This window comes from Bacillus pumilus (genome assembly GCF_038738535.1).
In the GTDB taxonomy this organism is placed as follows: domain Bacteria; phylum Bacillota; class Bacilli; order Bacillales; family Bacillaceae; genus Bacillus.
In genome coordinates, this window is record NZ_CP046128.1 from 2,535,112 (window position 1) to 2,555,364 (window position 20,253).

Consider the following 20,253-nt stretch of genomic DNA (forward strand, 5'->3'; position numbering starts at 1 on the left):
TTATTTTATTAATCAAGAGATGCTAAAAAATACGTAATGAGACCGACAATGGGAATGATCGGGATCATGAATTTCAATGTGGTACTGGTATTCTTATATAAATTCCATAGCAACACTGGTATACCAAATGTCAACGTATCAAAAACAGCAAGAACTATTCCCTTGCGCTGTTCTTTATGAGCCATTCTAAAAACCCCCCATTTACCAAACTTTTTTCACACAATAACCGGCTAATCCTGCAGATATTCCTCCATTAATCACTGCGCATGCTATACAGCTAGCAGGTCCCGTTAAACAAATATAATAACACGCTCCTAAAACCATTGAACGTAGCGGAAGAGATTCATTCGGGCCGCTTTGCTTTTTTAAGCAGTTCCAAAACTTGTTCCAACTAAAACTCGTTTGAATTTCTGAATCATCTGCCTGGAAAATTTTTTTATTTAATTCCATCATATCTTGCTTTGCACCATTTTCACCATAGGTAAAAGATCCTTTTAAAAACCCCCTTTTTGGTTGATATGGAACTTATTTTTCAATTTTCCATTTTGGAAGAAATATGAGTGCAAATTTCCTTTCTCATCGTATTCTGCAAGTTGAATATAGTAAGCTTTTATTTGGCTCAATGAAACTGAAATGAAGGAAACATTGTCTAACAGCTGATTATCTGACTTCTTCTTTTTAAGATAAAAGTAAACAACATCCGTTTCAGCAGCGTTCAGATGAACCGCTGCACTTTCTCCATTTAATAGATAACCTTTCTTTTGGGCTAATTCTTTTGCCTTTAAAAATTGAGAGCTTTTTTTTGCCTTTTTTATGAGTTTTTCTTCTGTTTTAACATTTTGTATCTTTTTAAAAGGCTCCTCCTCCTTTATGGTAATAGCTTTTCCTACAGGAAATTGTCCGAATAAAAGTGCTATAAACAATAGCACACAAAACATTTTTCTTAACTTCATCATATATCCTCCTTTAGCAAATTTCATAAAAATTATAACCTCTAAAGGAAAATAATGTAATAAACATTTTTGCCAATAAAACCCACTAGTGGTAATGTATCATATATCCTATTTCTTATCATTTCCTATAGGCAATTGAATGTGATCTTCCTCTTGCGATGATAGTGACACTGGCTGAGGAGCCTTTCCAATACACAAAAAAAGCGCCGGACCTTACCTTCCAAGCGCTTCTTTGCTTTATCCTCTATGTATTTTATACAATCAATTGATACGCAATGTATAACGCGACAAGCCAGATCATGACCGCTGAAGCTTTATTGATACGGTTCATCCACTCGCCGTTTGTATCTAACTTCCCTAGCATCTTCCCTAAAAAAGCGTGCCCAATAAACCATAACCAGGACACGATGATACAGGCGAGTGTAAATGCCAGTTTTTCTGCCCCGCTATATTGAAGCGAATTTGTTCCAATCACACCAATTGTATCAAGAATGGCGTGGGGATTTAAAAGTGAAACTGAACAGGCAAAGAGAATTTGTTTTCTCGCAGGCATAAATTCCTGCTTCTCTTTAGCATCTGTTGATGAGCTTGTGTTCCACACGGACCATCCCATATAAACTAAAAAACAAAATCCAATGATATAAAGACCGATTTGCAGTACAGGAATGGTGAACACCACAACAGAAACCCCAATGACAGCTAATGCAATTAATAGTGTGTCACAAAGAGCAGCAGTGATAACGACAGGTAAGGCCTGATATAGGATATAATCGCGGCTGAAGCGCTCCTTGCTGAAACACAAATACATTTTGTGCGCCCAATGGTAAAATGAGACCAAAGGCAAGCACAATTCCATGAATGATGGCAATGAACATCTTCTAACATTCTCCTTTTCCAGCAATTCTTACACATTTTATCATAGAACATCATGACCGCTTCCAGCGGATTTGATTTTCCGTAAAAAAAAGCGCTGGATGCTTCCATCCAAACGCTTTTCGTTTATTCATCATGATCCTTTTCGTGCAAGCTCTCTTTCTCTCAGCTCGACACGGCGGATTTTCGCTGACGGTGTTTTTGGCAGTTCGTCAATGAATTCAATTTCTCTTGGGTATTTGTAAGGTGCTGTTGTGTTTTTCACATGTGTCTGCAGCTCTTTGATCAGCTCATCACTTTGTGCTGATCCATCACGCAGGACGACATATGCCTTCACAATTGATCCTCTGATTTCATCTGGACTAGCCACAACCGCACATTCTTTGACTGCTGGGTGTTTAATCAGTGCATCTTCTACTTCAAACGGCCCAATGGTATAGCCTGAGCTGACGATGATATCATCTCTGCGGCTTTCAAACCAGAAGTACCCATCTTCGTCTTTTTTCGCGCGGTCACCGGTAATAAAGTAATTTCCGCGGCGCTGCGCTTTTGTACGCTCTTCATCTTTGTAGTATTCCTTAAATAGCGCCGGCGTTTCGAGATGGACCGCAATGTCACCAACTTCTCCAGGAGCGCATACGCTGCCGTCCTCATCAATGATCTCGACTTCGTTGCCAGGTGTTGGTTTTCCCATACTGCCTGGCTTGATGTCCATTCCTTTTAGCACCCCTACGAGCAGTGTGCTTTCTGTTTGGCCATAGCCATCTCGTACTTCTATATCGAAATGCTTTTTGAATGTATCAATGACTTCACGGTTCAACGGCTCTCCCGCAGAAACGGCACTATGCAGCTTTGGCAGCTCGTACTGACTCAAGTCATCTACTTTCGCCATAAAACGATATTCTGTCGGGGTACAGCATAGGACATTGATTTCATTTTTTTGAAGCAGCTCTAAATACGTATTTGGATTGAATTTCCCTCCGTATACAAAGCCTTCTGCTCCACTTCCTAACACTGATAAGAGAGGGCTCCACACCCATTTTTGCCAGCCTGGTCCTGCTGTCGCCCATACTTTATCTCCCTCATTAATAGAGAGCCATGCTTTGGCAGCTGTGCGTAAATGTGCATACGCCCATCCGTGTGTATGAACAACCCCTTTTGGATGACCTGTCGTACCAGATGTATAGGATAAGAACGCCATGTCTGTACGTGTTGTTGGAGCCATTTGCAGCTCACTTGATTGTTGATCCTTTTGCGCTAGAATATTTGTCCAGCCATAATCGTTTTCACCGATTGAGAATGTTTTAAATTCGTTTGGCTGATTGGTTCCGTCGAACGATTGAATGAATGAAGAGTAAACAATCGCTCCCTTTGCTTCTGCATGTTCAATTCGGTAATCTAAATCTTTTGCACGCAGCATTTCTGAACAAGGAATGACGACCATTCCTGTTTTCAAAATTGCTAAATAAATGCTGTATGCCTCTAGCATGCGCGGCACCATCACAATGATTTTATCGCCTTTTTTAAAGCCTGCATTTAATAATACATGACCAATTTTATTTGCTTCTTCCACTAAAGCTGCATACGTCACATGCGCTTCGTGGCCATTTCCATCCTGCCAGTGCAGGGCCATTTTCTCCTTGTCATGACTGAACGCTTCAATCTCACTGACTAAGTTATATTGTTCTGGTGCAATTAAGTCTTCTCTTTTCATGGTACAGCTCCTTTTAGCCTCTTTCTATGAAACGAAACATGTTTCAATTTACCTATTCTAACACTCATAACTGAAAAATGCTTGAATTAGGACCTACTCCTAGTATTATGCCATAATTTTTTTCATTCGTCTTCTTTTTTAGAAATATTCAAACTATTTTTATGTACAAAAAGAAAAGAGCGGGAATGATCCCGCTCCTAAGCCATAACTTTTTAATTGTGTGTCTTAGAAAGATCCGCCACCCATATGTTGTTGAGCGTAAGATACAAGACGCTTAGTGATTTCTCCACCAACTGATCCGTTAGCGCGAGATGTTGTTTCTGCACCAAGGTTTACACCGAATTCAGAAGCGATTTCGTACTTCATTTGGTCGATTGCTTGTGCAGCGCCTGGTACTAGTAATTGGTTAGAACTGCTTTGTCTGTTTTGTTGAGCCATGTGTTCTCACCTCCTTGTGAATATAGAATGTGTAGAAACACATGACTTCATGCGGTTGATTTTATGGTAATTATTATGAAATTTTTGTTTTAGAATAAATCAGCGAATTCGTCTGCCGCTTTCTTCTCATTTGTGACGATGATCGTTTCCATTTGATCCACTGCCTCGTCGAGCATCGGCTCGAAATCAGCAAAGCTTTCGTAGCGTTCTACTTTCTCAAGCTTTGGTTTTGTTTTAGGAGATGGCGGCGTAAAGATCGTGCAGCAATCCTCGAAAGGCTGAATACTTGTCTCGTAAGTGCCAATTCGTCTCGCTTCATCAATAATGTCATTTTTATCAACAGCAATGAGCGGTCGAATGATTGGTGTATTGGTCACATGGTTAATCGCATACATGCTTTCCAGTGTCTGACTTGCGACTTGTCCAAGGCTTTCACCCGTAATAATCGCAAGAGCATCACGCTTCGCTCTTATTTTATCAGCTATTTTCAGCATCATTCTTCTTGTTGATGTCATCGTATAGTTTTCAGGTACTTGTTTGTGAATCAGCTCTTGAATTTTTGTAAAAGGAACGATGTGAAGCTTCACTTCGCCTCCGTATGCTGCTAAGCATTCTGTAAGATCAATGACCTTTTGCTTGGCACGTTCACTTGTATATGGGGGACTAAAGAAATGTACAGCCTCAATTTGAATCCCGCGTTTCATCGCTTGATAGCCGGCAACTGGGCTGTCAAAGCCGCCTGAAAGCATGAGCATCGCTCTTCCGCTTGAACCAACCGGCAGGCCGCCTGCACCCTTGACATCTTTAAATGTAATATACGTCGCATGTTCTCTTATTTCAATGCGCAAATGTACATCCGGCTGTTTGACATTGACCGTTAAGTTTTCCGTATTCTTCAGCACATGCCCGCCAATTTCGCGGTTCATTTCATTTGAATCAAGTTCAAACTGTTTATAAGAGCGTTTCGTTGAGACCTTAAATGTATTTCCTTGTTCATATACTTCCTGTACCGCTGTGAGTGACGCTTCTTTGATGGCATCGAGATTTGTCTCACATTTCACCGCAAGACTAAAGCTTTGAATGCCAAATACACCTTTAAGCTGTTCTGAAATCGGTTCAGGGTCTTCTCCGTTCAGCATGATCGTGATGCGGTCTCTGTCAGATGCGTACTTTAATGCATCAAAATCTTTTAATACAAATCGGATATGCTGTCTTAGTTTTTCAATAAATTTCTTTCTATTCTTCCCTTTTGTTGAGATCTCACCAAAACGGACTAAAATATGATCATATTTCATGTTGTTATCTCATTCCTTTTAATTTTTTCACACTTTGTGCGATCGTTGTGATGATATGCGGCGCTAGCTCTGGTCCTTGGCCATATGTCAAACTGATTCTCATACTGCTTTTGGCCGCTTCTTCCGGTTTCCCCATCGCTAGCAGAACACGGCTTGGCTCTTTTTTCTTGGCTGAGCAGGCAGAGGTTGTCGAGACATACATGCCTTCTTTTTCAAGCATATGGAGAAGAACCTCGATTTGAATACCTGGCACTGAAAAATTCACAATGTGCGGCGCACTTTGTGTCAGCGGTGTGTTGATGACAATACCTTCTATTTCTCCAAGCTGTTTTTGCAGCTGCGTTTTTAAATTCAGCATTTCATCATGGTGCTTTTCAAGCTGTTCAAATGATTGTTTCATGGCTTTTGCTAAGCTGACAGCACCAGCAGGGTTTTCAGTACCTGACCGTAGTCCTAATTCCTGCTCTCCTCCTGTGATGAAAGGGGCAAGCACAACATCTTTTTTTAAAAAGAGCGCTCCTGTCCCTTTTAAGCCATGAATTTTGTGGCCAGATATCGTCAAAAGATCCACATCCAGCTGTTTATTAAGTGCTACTCTGCACATTCCCTGGACCCCGTCGACATGAAAAAGGGCATTTTCGGCATGCTCACGAATGATGCCAGCAGCTTCTTCAATCGGCTGGATGGCACCCGTTTCGTTATTGACATGCATCATGCTGACCAGTACCGTATCAGGGCGTAGCACTTCTTTTAAATGATTCATATCAGCATGGCCATGCTCATTTACTTGAATATAGGAGATATCAAAACCAAATAAAGCCTTCAGCTGTTCAAACGATTCGATGACAGAGGGGTGTTCAATTGCTGTTGCCACAATATGTTTCCCCCGGTTCATTTTGGCTAGAGCTGCTCCTTTAATGGCAATGTTATTTGCTTCTGTTGCGCCAGAAGTGAAAATAATCTCATATTGTTTCAATCCTGTATAGTGAAGCATTTGTTTTCTCGTTTCACTTAGCAGCCGGCTGGCATCAATTCCGAGCTGATGAAGCGAAGACGGATTACCAAAAAAACGCTCACTCACTTGCTGATATACTTGTAAAACCTCTGGATAAGGCTTGGTTGTTGCACTATTATCAAGATAGATCATATTGTAACTCCTTACAAAAAGCTTAAAAAATAAATGCATTTATATGTTACCATAATGAAGTCAGACAGAGAATTTTCTGAAAATGGCAGTTGACAACTTTTCATTTTCACTATATCATCCATAGTGCAATTGTCACACGACCATCCGAATTGTCAGAATATTTTAATTTGACACACTACACTGATTAAGGAGGAACTATTTTGAAAAATAGTTTAAGTATAAAAGAGACGCTAGCCATTGGTCTAATGCTTTTTGCATTATTCTTTGGCGCAGGAAATATGATTTTCCCACCTGTTCTTGGACAATATGCGGGTGAGAATGTATGGCTTGCCATCGGTGGATTTTTACTCACAGGAGTAGGTCTTCCACTTCTAGGGGTGATTGCAGTCGCCCTTACAGGTACCGGTGCAAAAGGCCTTGCGGATAAAGCGCACCCAAAATTCGGGACCATCTTCACCGTTATTCTGTATTTATCCATCGGACCATTTTTCGCTATTCCGCGAACTGGTACGGTTTCATACGAGATAGGATTAGCTCCATTTCTGTCAGGGGCACAGTCCACTTCATGGGTACCACTATTCATCTTTACCGTTATGTTTTTCACTATTTCATACCTGCTTGCTTTAAATCCTTCAAAGCTGGTTGATCGAATTGGTAAAATTTTGACACCGATCTTATTAACTGTTATTGCCATTATTGTCATTAAAGCCATTGCTACGCCAATGGGAATGATCGGTGCTCCTGATGCAACATATGAAGCAAACCCGCTCTTCACTGGATTTTTAGAAGGCTATAAAACAATGGATGCTCTTGCTTCTATCGTATTTGGGATCGTCGTGGTGACAGCTGTTAAGGAAAGAGGCATCACGGAGCGTAAATCTCTTGCAGCGGCTTGTATTAAAGCAGGACTCGTGGCAGCTGTTGGGCTGGCATTGGTGTACATTTCACTTGCTTATGTGGGTGCTTCAAGTCCCGATGCGACGGGAATGGTTGGAGCAAATGACGGCGGCAAACTGCTTTCACTTTCTGCCAACTTTTTATTCGGTTCTGCTGGAAACATTGTACTTGGCGCAGCCATTTTATTCGCTTGTTTAACGACTAGTGTTGGACTTATTTCATCCTGTGGGGAATATTTTTCAAAGCTCTTCCCTAGCCTTTCTTATCGCACAGTCGTTCTAATTGTTTCTTTATTTAGTACACTGGTTGCAAACCTTGGTTTGGCACAAATTATCTCTCTATCTGTTCCAGTTCTTGTGACAATCTATCCACTGGCAATTGTTATTATTTTATTGTCATTCCTTGATCGCTGGATTAACGGTAGACGAGTCATTTATATCGTATCCCTCATCTTTACTGGTTTCTTTGCCATCATTGATGGATTATTAGCTGCCAAAATGAATCTCGGTGACTTGCCTGACATCTTGGGTTCAATCGTACCGTTTTACAATTTAGGCATTGGCTGGATCGTACCAGCCATTATCGGTGCTGTGGTTGGTTTACTTATTTCGATGTTTACCAGCCCGCCCAAACAGCTCGCCTCATAGTCATAAACCGAAACATCCCCTTCTTCATTGGAAGGGGATGTTTTTTATTGTTCTCCATATACTAAAATAGAAAAATTCATGACTTTTGTACGAAAACACATGTTGACATCAGGCGTACATCCTTTATAATTAGTGAATGTTAATGATGAACGGTTACTTAGCAACTAATTAACAGAATATTTCAACATAACAATGGAGGCTTTAAATGCAATGAAAGCAACTTTGTCGACGAAAGATACAGTTATTATCGGTTTTATGTTATTTGCTCTATTCTTCGGCGCCGGAAATATGATTTATCCACCAGAGCTTGGGCAATATGCTGGGCAAAATGTGTGGAAAGCAATGGGCGGATTTTTATTAACAGGTGTCGGTTTACCTCTTCTAGGGATTATTGCGATCGCTTTAACAGGTCGAGATGCGAAAGGATTAGCTGATAAAGCTCACCCAGCTTTTGGAACAGCGTTTACCGTCATTTTATATTTATCTATTGGGCCGCTTTTCGCTATTCCTCGTACAGGAACGGTTTCATATGAAATTGGTGCATTACCCTTTTTAGCAGGTGTACCAGCTTGGCTCTCACTTCTTTTATTCACACTTGTCTTTTTTGGTATTACATATTATCTTGCTCTAAATCCAACGAAGATTGTGGATCGTGTAGGGAAAGTGTTAACACCAATTAAATTTACGATTATTTTTATTATTATTGTCAAAGCCATTTTAACGCCGATGGGCGCCGTTGGCACACCTGATGTATCCTATAGCAGCGGATCATTTTTCAAAGGATTTCTAGAGGGCTATAAAACAATGGATGCTCTTGCTTCTATTGTGTTTGGGGTTGTTGTCATCAATGCCATTAAAGGACGCGGTGTGACAAGTAAAAAGGCACTGACTTCTGCTTGTATCAAAGCGGGTCTGATTGCAGCTTGCGGATTAACATTTGTTTATCTATCTCTTGCTTATTTAGGCGCTTCAAGTACACACGCCATTGGTTTTGTTGGAGATGGCAGTAAAATCTTGGCTCAGTCTTCTCAATTCCTATTTGGCAGTTTAGGAAATATTGTGTTGGGTGCCGCGATTACGGTTGCTTGTTTAACAACAAGTATCGGTCTCGTTACATCATGCGGAGAGTATTTCTCAAATTTATTACCTAAACTTTCTTATAAAATGGTCGTTACACTAGTGACATTATTCAGTTTTATCATTTCAAATTTTGGACTTGCTCATATTATCGCTTTCTCTGTACCAGTTTTAACTGCCATTTACCCGCTAGCGATTGTCATCATTGTGTTATCGCTGGCAGATAAATGGCTTGGTCAAAGAAGACCTGTTTATGTCCTTACTCTGATTTTAACTGGCTGCGTCAGTTTGTTTGACGGCTTAGTAGCAGCGAAACTCCCGATTGGACCAGTGGAGGAACTCTTTCAAACGATATTACCTTTATATGACCTTGGTATTGGCTGGGTTGTTCCTGCTATTTTCGGAGTGGTCATTGGGTTCGTTCTTTCTCTTTTCACTTCTTCTGCTTCCCAAAAGCGGGAGAAACAAGCATCTTAACAGAAAAAAGCTGAAGTCCTGTAAATGGACTTCAGCTTTTTTATTGGTGCTGATACTCTTTTTCTTGCTGAGCTAACAGCTTTTGGACAGCTCCGGGTGATGTTTTTTCAACAGCCGCAGCTGCTATATCAAATGATCCGTTGTAATCGTAAGCGTAAAATCTTCGTTCCGCCTCTTTTAGTTGTTCTGAAAGAATGTGGTTTTGGCTTCTAAAACGATTGCCGTATTGAATGATTCGTTCAATTTGATCCACTTTACTGAGCATTTCTTCTGTCTCATCCACAACATTTCTGACTGTGTCAGAGGCTTCTTTTAATTGTTGATTCACTGCCGGCATGTTGAGCGGCAGGTTTTCCAGCTGCTCATGCACTTGCTGGATCATCTCCTGCGCTTTTTCAGCCCGCTCTTTCATCTCAGCAGGTACACCTGGGATATTGCTTTTATGCAGCTGGCGGACTGTATCTGTCAGCATGGTTTTGAGCTCAGCCAGTGTTTCTCTCGCTTGTAATTCTTCTTTTCTTAATGATTGTAGATGACCTTTAAATGTGTCATGCAATGCTTTTGCATCATCGATAAACGTCTCCAGCTGATTGATTTCATCCATTAATAATGAATATGCCACGTGGTCACGATCAAGCTTCTCGCGGATTTGTTTCATCAGCTTTTCAATTTCTTCTAAACGTTTTTCGAATGCTTTCTGTTGATCGAGCTCTCCTGCTGTCAGCTTGTAGCTTTCTTTCACAAGAGCCGTTTCTGCCTTTGTTTGTGTGTGATCTTGTTCGATCTTCTCGAATGCTTCTGTGAGCTCAGGCATTTTGCTTTTGATTTCCTGACCTGCTTCTACTTCCGCCTCCAGCTGATCATACAGCGTCTCAATCGCATCATTGATCATTTGCAGAATGCTTGATGCCTCTTCTAAATTGAGTTCATCAATGAGCAATTTTTCCGCTCTCGCAAGCTGTTTGTTTAAAGTCTCCAGCTCTTTCGTGATCTGGATATGCTCCAGCTTGTAGCCTTTTTCTGTCATTTCTTGATATCCGTCTTTCAGCTTCGTCAGCTGACCTGGTACGGTCTGTTTGCAGTCTGCAATAAGCTTTGGTACATCATTGATATATAGCTGAAGCTGGTCGAGTCTGCGGTCTTGCTCAAGCAAAATCTTTCTTGCTTTCATGTAGTTTCCGTTTTCTGTTTCTTCCTCGTACTGCTTGATCCCTTCCCAGGCCTCATCTAAGTCCTGCTCCATTTTGTCATATAGGGTGCCATATAAATGGCTGTACGCAAGCAGATTTTTTCGAACCGTTTGATATTGCTCTTTGACCTTTTCAATGTCCTTGCGATTTTGCTCCTCGCTTGTGACAAGGTCTGCAATTTCTTTTAAAATGTCTTCAATGTTCGAATCAGCAGCACTCAGCAAGTCCTCAATATGCGTAAGAACCTGCTTGGCTTTGGAGAATCGATATTTATCAGAATACTCTTCTGCATCATATAATAGCTCCTCTACCTTTGGAAGATGGGCTGTGACGATATCGTCCCACTCTGCACGCCATCTTTCAAAAAATTGCTCTGTTTCTCCGGTCATTTTTAAATGTTTGATTTTTGAAATTTCTTCTACAATTGATCTGTTTAAAATTTCAATTTTCCATGCTTCCAATCGGTCAATCTCTTTATATATATTTTTTCGCAGGAAATAACCGACTGAAAACAAAGCAAGCAAAATGACAATTAAACCGATGATAAACTCCATAATGAGCCCCCTTGTTGTGATCTAAGTGATGTCAGGGTAAAAGTGTCCCGAGTAGACCTGAGAACCCTTTCGTGTCCGCTTTGCATTTGTCTTTTTATAAACAGGATCGTATGTTTTCCAATACCATCCATTCACGGTTTTATGTATGTTTTTCAAGAAAGTATTTGAGCGCTTTCTATCATTTGATCACACGTATCCATGTGACCTGCTTTTATGTATGCGGAAGCTGTCGTTTTCATTGTTATTATGATACCATGTAACCAGCATTTTTGGTCATGATTTTTCATTATTTTCGCTGATAAACATCACGTTTTTCAAAATATCGACAAGAGGTGACGACATGCTGAAGCAGGATGCACATCTACATACACCGTTTTGCCCGCACGGCTCGCTTGATTCATTTCATTCTTATATTGAAAAAGCCATCAAAAAGGGATTTGATTCCATAACCTTTACCGAGCATGCCCCTCTGCCTCCATCGTTTCGAGATCCAACACCAGAGCAGGATAGTGCCATGAAGCTCCAAGAACTTGACTCGTATATAACGAAATTAGATCAGCTGAAACAGGAATACAAAGGCCAATTAATAGTAAAAACTGGGCTTGAGGTTGACTATATCAAAGAGTATGAAGAGGAAACAAGTGCCTTTTTAGACTGCTACGGTCCAGAACTAGACGATAGCATTTTATCTGTTCACTTTCTTCCTGCTGGCGATGATTATATTTGCCTTGATTTTGACGAGCATGCCTTCAAGCAGCTAATAAGCGCCTATGGCAGCATCGAACAGGTCTATCAAAGCTACTATGACCAAATTCATTCTTCTATTCTATCATCTTTAGGTCGCTATAAGCCAAAGAGAATCGGTCATATCACCCTTGTGCAGAAATTCAAACAGCTTTTCCCATTTGAGATGACACCTGAACTTTGTCAAAAGGTCACCCTTTGTCTTGAAGAAACGGCAAAAAAAGGCATGTCCTTAGATTTTAATACATCAGGTCTTCGTAAAACATATGCCAGAAGTATCTATTTAGATCAATGGATGATTGATCTTGCAAAACAGAAAAAAATTCCGCTCATATTCGGGTCTGATGCCCATCAAGCGGAAGATCTCGGATATGCTTATGATCAATTCGAAGACATCATGAGTTTTAAGTGAGAATCTAATGCCGGCTTTTTTGGTTCTAGTAAATGATGAAGCGAGCGGCTTAGTTCCTTAAAATACATTTGATAGAAATATGGCTCATTTGGATTCAAATAAAGCACCTCTGTTAAATATTGCGGCTGTAAATAGGGCATCATGAGTAGTGATTTCAGTTGAATCATAAACGATGAGAGTGAGAGCTGCTCACAAATCACATGGGTGTTTTTCCCTTTTTCAATGATGAGCTGAAACAAATATTTTTCTTTTGTTAAATAGGTCGACATAATTTCTCTAATGAGCGTCGAATCAATCGTCACCTCTCGATAAACAAAACGGGTTAATTGACGGTGTTCGTGCTGATAAGATAAAATATCAAAAACCACATGAAGTAAACATTCTTTTGCGTGACGAGTTTCCATGTGATGGATATGTGATTCAATCATGTGAATATAGCCTTCATAAAAATCGGATACAAGCTGCTCAAGCAGCCCTCCTTTTCCTTGAAAGTAATAAGATATGTGGGCAACGTTGACGTTTGCTTCCTTCGCAATCTCACGGACAGAGGTTCCAGAAAATCCTTTTTGGTTAAAAAGTCTGATGGAAGCTTCAATAATACGGTCTTTTGTTTGCACGGTTGTTGATGTTTTCATCCGCTCACCCCTCTTCATGTGTACATACTTCAAGATGAAGGCGGAAGTTCCTTTTACAATTGCTCGACAAATCCCACATGCGAGACGCAAGTTATGTATTTTTGAGATAGAAAGTAGGAGATTTTCATGTTTCATGTCGAAAAACAGTCTGGCGATCCATCAAAAGACTATCAATTGCTTGTTAAACAGGTTGAAGCCATTACAGATGGTGAGCCTGATCTGATTGCCAATTTGGCAAATGCTGCGGCGCTATTGTACCATTCACTCCCAGAGGTCAATTGGGCTGGATTTTATTTGGCTAAAGGGGGCGAGCTTGTGCTCGGACCGTTTAACGGACTGCCTGCATGTGTGCGAATCCCGTCTGGAAAAGGCGTTTGCGGTACTGCGTTTGCAACAGGTGAAGTCCAGCGTATCACTGATGTGCATGCATTCCCTGGACATATCGCATGTGATGCAGCATCGCAATCTGAAATTGTCGTTCCGCTCAAGGTAAATGGACAGATCATTGGGGTACTCGACATTGACAGCCCCGTGAAAGACCGTTTCAGTGAAATAGATGAAACCTACTTAATTCAATTTACCGAGGTGCTCCAAAAGGCGTTATCCATCTCTACAGATGCGTAATCTTGCAAAAAAGCAGGCACATTGTCTGCTTTTTTATTTTCTTCGCATGATGTGAAGCGTCACGTCTGCCTCTAAATAGGTTGACTTCTCCTATCCAGCGTCATATAATAGAATTTGTGTGAAATATGGCAGCCTTTTTGTTCGGCTTTTTTGTATCATTTTGTTCCTTCTATTTGAAGGTGCATCTTGTAACTCCCTGCTGCTGGAGCGAGGATGCATGAAAACATAATGACGGAAAAGACAAAGAACAGACGGTTTTTATTTTTCACAAATAAAAACAAATAAGGAGGAGTCACATTATGGCTCGCTATACAGGTCCAAGTTGGAAGATTTCCCGCCGTTTAGGCATTTCATTAAGCGGAACAGGTAAGGAACTTGAAAAACGCCCTTACGCTCCAGGCCCACATGGTCCAGGACAACGCAAAAAACTATCTGAATACGGTTTACAATTACAAGAGAAGCAAAAGCTTCGTCACATGTACGGTGTCAATGAACGTCAATTCCGTACACTATTTGACAAAGCTGCTAAACTTCCTGGTAAACAAGGTGAAAACTTCATGATTCTTCTTGAAACTCGCCTTGACAACCTAGTATACCGTCTTGGCCTTGCTCGTACTCGCCGCCAAGCTCGTCAGCTAGTCAACCATGGTCACATCCTTGTTGATGGAAGCCGTGTAGACATCCCATCTTTCTCTGTGAAACCAGGTCAAACGATTGCTCTTCGTGAGAAATCTCAAAACCTTGCAGTTGTGAAAGAATCAGTTGAAGTAAACAACTTCGTTCCTGAATATCTTTCTTTCGATGCTGAAAAGCTTGAAGGAACTTTCACTCGTCTTCCAGAGCGTTCTGAATTAGCACCTGAAATCAGCGAACAACTAATCGTTGAGTTCTACTCTCGTTAATTTCATTACTCTCTTAAAGAGAAATCAAACAAACCCTAGAGACCTTGATTGTTCAAGGTGGTCTAGGGTTTTTTGTTTGTATTCTCGTATGAACAAATGAATTTAAAACATATAATGGGAAACAGACTATGCACAAGACGAGCACCGGGCAAGACTTCCAAGAAACGGCTGAAAAAGATATTCAAATGAAAAGGTCCTTTTGAGTGCTTCTATAAGCATCTCTAAACATTTAAGTTAGTCTAATTTTTTAATAACAATAGAAGCGTTCACGTTTGTTTGAGTCCCTCCTGCTAGGGTTTGAAGAGTAACTGCTGCTGCGGAAGTATGGTTTACAAGAGTAAGCGTGTCACCCGCTGCTAGAGCGAGGATTGCCTGGCCGTTATTCTGTTGAGTACCAGCTCCTGACCCATAAACTGTGTTCGTCACAGGAGCTCCATTTACAAATAGGGTGAATTGATTTGGCTCTACGCCAGAAACTGAAAAAGTAACCTCATAGTTTCCTGGATTGGTCACTATAATTTGAGAAGTTCCAGGGGCATGTGTAATACCAGGAGTAGTAATTCCAGTTGAGTCAAAAATCACCGGGGCTTCTAAAGCTACTGTTTGAGCACTTAGATTGTATACATATGCAAATTCAGCTAGCCCTGCACCTGTGACTCCCGTGGCTCCTGTTGGACCGGTCGCTCCGGTATCTCCTGTAGCCCCTGTCGGACCAGTGGCTCCGATATCTCCCGTGGCACCCGTTGGACCAGTGGCTCCGATATCTCCCGTGGCTCCTGTTGGACCGATTGCTCCCGTCGCTCCGGTATCTCCTGTAGCCCCTGTCGGACCAGTGGCTCCGATATCTCCCGTGGCTCCCGTGGCTCCTGTTGGACCGATCGCTCCCGTATCTCCTGTAGCACCTGTCGGACCAGTGGCTCCGATATCTCCCGTGGCTCCCGTGGCTCCGGTGGCTCCGATATCTCCCGTGGCTCCTGTTGGACCGATCGCTCCCGTCGCTCCGGTATCTCCTGTGGCACCTGTTGGACCGATTGCTCCGGTATTTCCTGTGGCTCCTGTTGGACCAGTGGCTCCGATATCTCCCGTGGCTCCTGTTGGACCGATTGCTCCCGTATCTCCTGTAGCCCCTGTTGGACCGATCGCTCCCGTCGCTCCGGTATCTCCTGTGGCACCTGTTGGACCAGTGGCTCCGATATCTCCCGTGGCTCCTGTTGGACCGATTGCTCCCGTATCTCCTGTGGCACCTGTTGGACCAGTGGCTCCGATATCTCCCGTGGCTCCTGTTGGACCGATTGCTCCCGTATCTCCTGTAGCCCCTGTTGGACCGATCGCTCCCGTCGCTCCGGTATCTCCTGTGGCACCTGTTGGACCAGTGGCTCCGATATCTCCCGTGGCTCCTGTTGGACCGATTGCTCCCGTATCTCCTGTAGCCCCTGTTGGACCGATCGCTCCCGTCGCTCCGGTATCTCCTGTGGCACCTGTTGGACCAGTGGCTCCGATATCTCCAGTGACACCCGTTGGACCAGTGGCTCCGATATCTCCCGTGGCACCCGTTGCTCCAGTGGCTCCGATATCTCCCGTGGCTCCTGTAGCCCCTGTTGGACCGATTGCTCCGGTATCTCCTGTGGCTCCTGTTGGACCAGTGGCTCCGATATCTCCCGTGGCTCCTGTTGGACCAGTGGCTCCGATATCTCCCGTGGCTCCTGTAGCCCCTGTTGGACCGATTGCTCCGGTATCTCCTGTGGCTCCTGTTGGACCAGTGGCTCCGATATCTCCCGTGGCTCCTGTTGGACCAGTGGCTCCGATATCTCCCGTGGCTCCTGTAGCCCCTGTTGGACCGATTGCTCCGGTATCTCCTGTGGCTCCTGTTGGACCAGTGGCTCCAGTGGCTCCTGTAGCTCCGGTGGCTTCTGCGGCCCCTGTAGGTCCAGTGGCTCCTGTAACTCCTGTAGCTCCTGTAGCTCCTCGAATCCCTCGTAATCCCCGTAATCCTCGTCGCCCTACAATTACTTTTGTTTCACAAATGATGCAACAGTTTGATTTTGATAGTTTCTGTTTACAATAAGGGCATTTTTTATACTTATCACAACCCATCAGTTGTTCATCTCCTTTATCATTATTCATATGTTACATCTGTAAATAGGTGCAGATAAGTAAAACGTACAAAGAATAAAGATAAGCGTAGAATAAATATAAATTTCTATAGTATTCCAAAAGTCTTTTGGTTGTGAAAATTTGATTGTATTTTGCGCTAAACTTTTTCATGATGACTAGCCTGTCTCAAGAAGCTATCCAAAACTATATAATCTATCATGAAAAAAATCCCCTAGAATTCCAGAGGATTTTTTTGTTCCATGGTTCACTCAAGTATTATTAAGCGTATAGCGATATCTTTTATTTTACCATCCAATTACTAATCAATTGATCTGTTGTCATGACAGTAGCAAATTCATCATGCAATGTAGCAAGTGATAGCCGATGAATCATTTCGGGATCATAATATGTACCGTTTTGATCTGTTAGTCCAAAGGCAGCAGATGCATCAGAAATGAGATATGTATCAAAGCCTAGATTGCCGCTCATTCTTGTTGTTGTAGATACGCAGTGCGGTGTTGTTAATCCTGCGATTACAACAGTGTCGATCTCGTTTGATCTTAGTTGTTCCTCCAAGTTTGTGCCAATAAAGCTGCTGTTGACTTTCTTTCGTATCACCGTTTCTTCCTCTAGCGGTTTGGCGATATCTTTGAAAAGATGCCCTTCATTTGCCGGATGAAATAAGGAGTCCGGCTTGTCAGATGTATGCTGAATATGAATCACTGTCCAGCCTTTCTCTCTCCAAAACGTCAATAAACGACTGATATTTTTCTCTGCATCTAGATTATTTCGTTCTCCCCATTTTTCATGCTCGAACGCCTTCTGTACATCCACAATGAGCAAAGCCTTTTGATTCTTTTGCACAAACGCCCACCTCCGTAGATTCTCATTTACTACATGTAGTGTAAGGAATGGTGATCCATTTGTACATGCTTTTAATGATGTTTTGCCTGTTTTTGCATCAAAAAAACAAACCACACACTGGCAACGATGTAATAGATACCAATGATTGATGTACAGTTGGACATCACCTCGCCTATTTGAACTGATTTAACAAACTTCATCCAGATGAAATAAATGAGGAGAAATGAGCACGGATAATAGAGGAAATATCCTAAAAAATATTGCTTGAGTTTTTGTGTCATCATTTTACCTCCATTATAACCTTCTTTCATCATCTAGCAGCTGTCATATGTCCGATGACATCAAAAAAAGACAGCACAAGTCGCTGTCTTTTTTCATTTTTTAATTCGTATTCTGTCCCCCGCCATTCAGTCCTTCTTTGATATAGCCTTTGACTTGGCTTGAAGCTAATAGACCGATGTGACCAACGCCGTGAATGAGGACGTTTCTTGCGCCAATTAAACGCGAGAGGCTGTTGACGACGATAAGATCGGCTGAGCTATAGACAGAGGTGTAAAGGATTTTTTGATTTGGATCGGTGCCTGGTAATGCTCTGAGTGAAACGAGTCCGTTCGCTCCACCAAGTGTAACGACGTTTTCTATTTTATCGCCGCCGTCTAGATTCTTAATATAGTATAACGTGTTCGCTCCGCCCATACTATGAGCCACAATATCAACTTTTTTGGCACCTGTTTTGGCTAGCACATCTTTGACGAATCTGGATAGACGCGGACCATTGTTGCGGTTATTACCTGTTTTGTCTATGAAATCGATAGCAAATAATTGGTTTCGATCCCATCCTTGTGATACCAAGTAACTTTTAATCGAAGCAAAGTTATAAGACGCACCGCCCATGCCATGTACCATCACAACCGGATTATGCTCAGCCGCTCTGATCTCTTTTGGCTGGATGAAGGCCATTGAACCCATCACCAATGCAAGCACAACAAGAATTTGCAAACTCCTTTTCTTAAAACGAATCACTTTCATTCCCCCTTATTCATCTTATTCGACTCTATTTTATACAAGAAAAATATGTAAAAAAAGTGAACAAGGCACTGTTTGTTCAATCAATTTATAGAAAATAAATAATGAAAAAGCACCTTTGACTCTCTCAACGCCAATGCCAAAAGACTAGACAAAGTCTCTTTGAACAGTCTATTAGACTCTTCAAAGAGCACTCATCTCTCATTTTGCATAAAAAAAGCAGCCGGTTATCGCAGCCGGCTGCACATCGTTCTTATTTGTAATTCACAAGGAAGTATTTCTTTTTCCCTCTTCTTAAGACGGTAAATTGGTTTTCAATTCGATCTTCAGCTGAAAGGACGTAGTCTTTATCGGTTTGTCTCTCTCCGTTGATGGAAACTGCACCATTTGTGATGTCTTCACGTGCTTGACGTTTTGATGGAGACAGCTTTGATTCAACAAGGACATCGACAAGTGTTAATTCTTCTGTGCTGCTTTTCTCCATTGATGGAACATCTTTAAAGCCTACTTTGACTTCTTCGGCTGAAAGAGATTTGATCTCGCCTTTGAATAGCGCATTTGAGATGTTGACAGCCTGTTCTAGTGATTCACGTCCATGTACAAGTGTTGTGACTTCCTCTGCTAGACGGCGCTGTGCTTCACGCTTTTCAGGTGCTGTTTGTACTTTTTCTTCGTACGATGCGATCTCTTCTTTCGATAAGAACGTAAAGTATTTTAAGTATTTCACGACGTCACGGTCATCTGTGTTGATCCAGAATTGGTAGAACTCATATGGAGACGTTTTTTCTTTATCTAACCAGATGGCGCCGCCTTCTGTTTTACCGAACTTCGTGCCATCTGCTTTAGTGACAAGCGGCATCGTTAGACCGAATGCTTTTGCCCCTTCTGCTTCAGACTTACGAATCAGCTCAAGTCCAGATGTGATATTTCCCCACTGGTCACTTCCGCCAATTTGCAGCTTACAGTTTTCATTTCTGTAAAGGTTTAAGAAGTCTAAAGATTGCAGGATGACGTAGCTGAACTCTGTGTACGAAATTCCTGTCTCGATACGCGAGCTGACGATATCTTTTGCCAGCATGAAGTTCACACCGAAGTTCTTTCCAATATCACGAAGGAACGTGATGACATTCATCTGGCTGATCCAGTCGTAGTTATTCACGATTACGGCTGGGTTCTCGTCTGCTTCAAAATCAAGAAATTGCGACAGCTGTCCTTTGATTTTATCTGACCACTGCTCTACGATTTCTGCTGGGTTTAGTGAACGTTCTGCTTTTTTGAAGCTAGGATCGCCGATCAGTCCAGTCGCGCCGCCAACAAGAGCAATCGGGTGATGGCCCGCTTCCTGGAATCTGCGTAATGTTAAAATTGGCAATAGATGACCAATGTGCAAGCTGTCAGCTGTCGGATCAAAGCCGGAGTAAAGCTTGATTTTTTCTTCTGCTAATAATTTTGTTAAACCTTCTTCATCTGTTTGCTGCTGAATTAATCCTCTGAACGATAACTCTTCCATCAATTGACTCATATCCAATTCTCCTTTTTTTACAATTCAACATAAAAAACGCCCCTTCGAATGAACGAAGGGACGATATATATCGCGGTACCACCCTGCTTAAAAGACAACAAATCACGTCTTTTCACTTACACTGATAACGGACAGATCCGTTCTTTCACTAATCAGGGCAGCATGCAT

The 20,253-nt window shown here is 42.0% G+C and carries 19 protein-coding genes, 1 pseudogene and 1 other annotated feature (1 of these 21 only partly in view); of the genes and pseudogenes, 5 read left to right on the forward strand and 15 right to left on the reverse strand.

Annotated features, from left to right (window positions below):
- Positions 1-8: 8 nt before the first annotated feature.
- The 8 genes and pseudogenes from GKC25_RS12850 to GKC25_RS12885 form a co-directional block, all read right to left on the reverse strand.
- Positions 9-185, reverse strand: coding sequence for a hypothetical protein (locus tag GKC25_RS12850; protein WP_162839365.1), 177 nt, complete (start codon positions 183-185; stop codon positions 9-11).
- 16 nt (positions 186-201) lie between these two features.
- Positions 202-453 carry a hypothetical protein gene (locus tag GKC25_RS12855; protein WP_268495831.1) on the reverse strand — a complete coding sequence of 84 codons (252 nt, stop codon included), beginning with the start codon at positions 451-453 and terminating at the stop codon, positions 202-204.
- 41 nt (positions 454-494) lie between these two features.
- Positions 495-953 (reverse strand): hypothetical protein, encoded by a 459-nt coding sequence (locus GKC25_RS12860; protein WP_268495832.1) that lies wholly within the window; start codon positions 951-953, stop codon positions 495-497.
- Positions 954-1,206: 253 nt separating this feature from the next.
- Positions 1,207-1,828: pseudogene (locus GKC25_RS12865) on the reverse strand (LysE/ArgO family amino acid transporter).
- A 131-nt stretch (positions 1,829-1,959) separates the two neighbouring features.
- A complete protein-coding gene (gene mbcS / locus GKC25_RS12870) occupies positions 1,960-3,540 on the reverse strand; it encodes an acyl-CoA synthetase MbcS (protein ID WP_034661915.1) in 1,581 nt (526 codons plus the stop codon).
- A 225-nt stretch (positions 3,541-3,765) separates the two neighbouring features.
- Complete coding sequence (locus GKC25_RS12875) at positions 3,766-3,978, reverse strand: alpha/beta-type small acid-soluble spore protein (RefSeq protein ID WP_024424829.1); 213 nt, start codon at positions 3,976-3,978, stop codon at positions 3,766-3,768.
- A gap of 89 nt (positions 3,979-4,067) precedes the next feature.
- Complete coding sequence (gene thiI, locus GKC25_RS12880; protein ID WP_034661917.1) at positions 4,068-5,273, reverse strand: tRNA uracil 4-sulfurtransferase ThiI; 1,206 nt, start codon at positions 5,271-5,273, stop codon at positions 4,068-4,070.
- A 4-nt stretch (positions 5,274-5,277) separates the two neighbouring features.
- Positions 5,278-6,420, reverse strand: a complete 1,143-nt coding sequence (locus tag GKC25_RS12885) for a cysteine desulfurase family protein (RefSeq protein ID WP_034661920.1) — start codon at positions 6,418-6,420, stop codon at positions 5,278-5,280.
- 200 nt (positions 6,421-6,620) lie between these two features.
- Here GKC25_RS12885 and brnQ (GKC25_RS12890) point away from each other — a divergent pair, with 200 nt between their 5' ends.
- Both brnQ (GKC25_RS12890) and brnQ (GKC25_RS12895) read left to right on the forward strand, forming a co-directional pair.
- Complete coding sequence (brnQ, locus tag GKC25_RS12890; protein WP_034661923.1) at positions 6,621-7,964, forward strand: branched-chain amino acid transport system II carrier protein; 1,344 nt, start codon at positions 6,621-6,623, stop codon at positions 7,962-7,964.
- Positions 7,965-8,174: 210 nt separating this feature from the next.
- Complete coding sequence (gene brnQ, locus GKC25_RS12895; RefSeq protein ID WP_106038067.1) at positions 8,175-9,518, forward strand: branched-chain amino acid transport system II carrier protein; 1,344 nt, start codon at positions 8,175-8,177, stop codon at positions 9,516-9,518.
- A 40-nt stretch (positions 9,519-9,558) separates the two neighbouring features.
- Here the strand turns inward: brnQ (GKC25_RS12895) and ezrA are convergent, their stop codons facing one another.
- Complete coding sequence (gene ezrA / locus GKC25_RS12900; protein ID WP_034661928.1) at positions 9,559-11,262, reverse strand: septation ring formation regulator EzrA; 1,704 nt, start codon at positions 11,260-11,262, stop codon at positions 9,559-9,561.
- Positions 11,263-11,602: 340 nt separating this feature from the next.
- Here ezrA and hisJ point away from each other — a divergent pair, with 340 nt between their 5' ends.
- Positions 11,603-12,418, forward strand: a complete 816-nt coding sequence (hisJ, locus tag GKC25_RS12905; RefSeq protein ID WP_034661931.1) for a histidinol-phosphatase HisJ — start codon at positions 11,603-11,605, stop codon at positions 12,416-12,418.
- Here the strand turns inward: hisJ and refZ are convergent.
- The gene (gene refZ, locus GKC25_RS12910; RefSeq protein WP_034661934.1) at positions 12,388-13,053 is read right to left on the reverse strand and encodes a forespore capture DNA-binding protein RefZ; all 666 of its coding nucleotides are present in this window, start codon (positions 13,051-13,053) and stop codon (positions 12,388-12,390) included. The genes hisJ and refZ overlap by 31 nt on opposite strands.
- A 126-nt stretch (positions 13,054-13,179) precedes the next feature.
- Between refZ and GKC25_RS12915 the strand changes: the two genes are divergently transcribed.
- Both GKC25_RS12915 and rpsD read left to right on the forward strand, forming a co-directional pair.
- The gene (locus GKC25_RS12915; RefSeq protein WP_342689826.1) at positions 13,180-13,677 is read left to right on the forward strand and encodes a GAF domain-containing protein; all 498 of its coding nucleotides are present in this window, start codon (positions 13,180-13,182) and stop codon (positions 13,675-13,677) included.
- Between the two features lie 299 nt (positions 13,678-13,976).
- The gene (gene rpsD, locus GKC25_RS12920; protein WP_034661940.1) at positions 13,977-14,579 is read left to right on the forward strand and encodes a 30S ribosomal protein S4; all 603 of its coding nucleotides are present in this window, start codon (positions 13,977-13,979) and stop codon (positions 14,577-14,579) included.
- Positions 14,580-14,813: 234 nt separating this feature from the next.
- On the opposite strand, the gene GKC25_RS12925 is transcribed toward rpsD, so the two are convergent.
- The 5 genes from GKC25_RS12925 to tyrS all read right to left on the reverse strand — a co-directional run bounded on the left by GKC25_RS12925 (position 14,814) and on the right by tyrS (position 20,085).
- Positions 14,814-16,673, reverse strand: a complete 1,860-nt coding sequence (locus tag GKC25_RS12925; RefSeq protein WP_342689827.1) for a beta strand repeat-containing protein — start codon at positions 16,671-16,673, stop codon at positions 14,814-14,816.
- 300 nt (positions 16,674-16,973) lie between these two features.
- The gene (locus GKC25_RS12930) at positions 16,974-17,537 is read right to left on the reverse strand and encodes a cysteine hydrolase family protein (protein ID WP_187704020.1); all 564 of its coding nucleotides are present in this window, start codon (positions 17,535-17,537) and stop codon (positions 16,974-16,976) included.
- Between the two features lie 71 nt (positions 17,538-17,608).
- Positions 17,609-17,818, reverse strand: a complete 210-nt coding sequence (locus tag GKC25_RS12935) for a hypothetical protein (RefSeq protein ID WP_034665533.1) — start codon at positions 17,816-17,818, stop codon at positions 17,609-17,611.
- A gap of 100 nt (positions 17,819-17,918) precedes the next feature.
- Positions 17,919-18,506 (reverse strand): esterase/lipase family protein, encoded by a 588-nt coding sequence (locus GKC25_RS12940; protein ID WP_370876317.1) that lies wholly within the window; start codon positions 18,504-18,506, stop codon positions 17,919-17,921.
- 310 nt (positions 18,507-18,816) lie between these two features.
- Positions 18,817-20,085, reverse strand: coding sequence for a tyrosine--tRNA ligase (gene tyrS / locus GKC25_RS12945; RefSeq protein ID WP_034665529.1), 1,269 nt, complete (start codon positions 20,083-20,085; stop codon positions 18,817-18,819).
- A gap of 53 nt (positions 20,086-20,138) precedes the next feature.
- Positions 20,139-20,253: a binding site (T-box leader), on the reverse strand (it continues 124 nt past the right edge of the window).

What these genes read in the sequence shown, in the direction of transcription:
- GKC25_RS12850 (WP_162839365.1), bottom strand. Translation starts at nt 185, where the DNA reads ATGGCTCATAAAGAACAGCGCAAGGGAATAGTTCTTGCTGTTTTTGAT.
- GKC25_RS12855 (WP_268495831.1), bottom strand. Translation starts at nt 453, where the DNA reads ATGATGGAATTAAATAAAAAAATTTTCCAGGCAGATGATTCAGAAATT.
- GKC25_RS12860 (WP_268495832.1), bottom strand. Translation starts at nt 953, where the DNA reads ATGAAGTTAAGAAAAATGTTTTGTGTGCTATTGTTTATAGCACTTTTA.
- mbcS (WP_034661915.1), bottom strand. Translation starts at nt 3,540, where the DNA reads ATGAAAAGAGAAGACTTAATTGCACCAGAACAATATAACTTAGTCAGT.
- GKC25_RS12875 (WP_024424829.1), bottom strand. Translation starts at nt 3,978, where the DNA reads ATGGCTCAACAAAACAGACAAAGCAGTTCTAACCAATTACTAGTACCA.
- thiI (WP_034661917.1), bottom strand. Translation starts at nt 5,273, where the DNA reads ATGAAATATGATCATATTTTAGTCCGTTTTGGTGAGATCTCAACAAAA.
- GKC25_RS12885 (WP_034661920.1), bottom strand. Translation starts at nt 6,420, where the DNA reads ATGATCTATCTTGATAATAGTGCAACAACCAAGCCTTATCCAGAGGTT.
- brnQ (WP_106038067.1), top strand. Translation starts at nt 8,175, where the DNA reads ATGAAAGCAACTTTGTCGACGAAAGATACAGTTATTATCGGTTTTATG.
- ezrA (WP_034661928.1), bottom strand. Translation starts at nt 11,262, where the DNA reads ATGGAGTTTATCATCGGTTTAATTGTCATTTTGCTTGCTTTGTTTTCA.
- hisJ (WP_034661931.1), top strand. Translation starts at nt 11,603, where the DNA reads ATGCTGAAGCAGGATGCACATCTACATACACCGTTTTGCCCGCACGGC.
- refZ (WP_034661934.1), bottom strand. Translation starts at nt 13,053, where the DNA reads ATGAAAACATCAACAACCGTGCAAACAAAAGACCGTATTATTGAAGCT.
- GKC25_RS12915 (WP_342689826.1), top strand. Translation starts at nt 13,180, where the DNA reads ATGTTTCATGTCGAAAAACAGTCTGGCGATCCATCAAAAGACTATCAA.
- rpsD (WP_034661940.1), top strand. Translation starts at nt 13,977, where the DNA reads ATGGCTCGCTATACAGGTCCAAGTTGGAAGATTTCCCGCCGTTTAGGC.
- GKC25_RS12925 (WP_342689827.1), bottom strand. Translation starts at nt 16,673, where the DNA reads ATGGGTTGTGATAAGTATAAAAAATGCCCTTATTGTAAACAGAAACTA.
- GKC25_RS12935 (WP_034665533.1), bottom strand. Translation starts at nt 17,818, where the DNA reads ATGACACAAAAACTCAAGCAATATTTTTTAGGATATTTCCTCTATTAT.
- GKC25_RS12940 (WP_370876317.1), bottom strand. Translation starts at nt 18,506, where the DNA reads ATGGGTTCAATGGCCTTCATCCAGCCAAAAGAGATCAGAGCGGCTGAG.
- tyrS (WP_034665529.1), bottom strand. Translation starts at nt 20,085, where the DNA reads ATGAGTCAATTGATGGAAGAGTTATCGTTCAGAGGATTAATTCAGCAG.